The 996-nt window shown below is 69.1% G+C and carries 1 protein-coding gene and 1 pseudogene; both read right to left on the minus strand.

Annotation, left to right across the window (positions count from 1 at the left end):
- Nucleotides 1-397 (minus strand): SPFH domain-containing protein (locus tag JMF90_RS38390; RefSeq protein WP_268906107.1); only part of this gene is annotated, 397 nt, incomplete at its 3' end.
- 15 nt (nucleotides 398-412) lie between these two features.
- Nucleotides 413-996: pseudogene (locus JMF90_RS38395) on the minus strand (protease modulator HflK); the annotation flags it as partial.

Consider the following 996-nt stretch of genomic DNA (forward strand, 5'->3'; position numbering starts at 1 on the left):
GCGCGCGCTTGCCGAATGCGTCGCCGAGCGCGCTCTTCAGCGCGCCCGACAGTCGTTCGACCGCCGCGGCCGGATCGCCGCCCGCCGCCGTGAAATATTTCATCGGATCGCTGATCCGGTACTTCACCGCATACGCGACGAGCAGGTCATGCTTGTCTTCGGTTGCCAGCTGCAGCGGATCGGCCGACTCGAGCGACTGCAGGCGCGTGTCGATCAGCGTGGCCGTCTGCAGCGGCGGCGGCAGCTTGAAGTGGACGCCGGGGCCCGCGAGCTCCGGCTGCGTACCGTCGCGGCCCGACAGCACGGCCGCATGGCGCGGATCGACGGTCAGGACCGTCGACGATGCCGCGAAGGCAACGATCACGATTGCGACGACGAGCGCAATGATTCGGTTCATGTTCTGCGCTCCCCGTTACTTCGTATCGTCTTCACGCGACCGGCTGCGAAACGCGTCCCGCGATCGCAGCACGTCGACACCCGACGCGGTGGCGGCCGGTGCGGCGCTCGCCGGCGCGGCAGCGGCTGCCGAGGGCGCCGTTGCGGCCGGTGCCGACGCCGCATCGGGCGCGGATGCGCCGGTCGACGCCGCGGCGTTTTGCCGCCCCTGCTCGACGAGCTTGTCGAGCGGCAGATACACGACGCTGTTGCCGCCCTTGTTGCCGACGAACACCTTCGTCGCGTTCGAATAGATTTCCTGCATCGTCTCGAGGTACATCCGCTCGCGGATGACCGCCGGCGCCTTCGAATACTGCGCGTAGACCTGCTTGAAGCGGTCCGCGTCGCCTTCGGCTTCGGTGACCACGCGATCGGCATACGCCTTCGCTTCGTCGATGAGCTTCGCCGCATCGCCCTGCGCCTTCGGCAGCAGGTCGCTTGCATACGCCTGCGCGGCGCGCTTCGCGGCCTCGCGCTCGTCCCGCGCCTTCGCGACTTCGGCGTACGCGGCCTGGGTCTGCTCGGGCGCCGCGACGCTCTGCATCGTGACGGCCGTCACCT

It is taken from the genome of Burkholderia sp. E168m23 (genome assembly GCF_016586125.1).
Lineage (GTDB): Bacteria > Pseudomonadota > Gammaproteobacteria > Burkholderiales > Burkholderiaceae > Burkholderia > Burkholderia orbicola.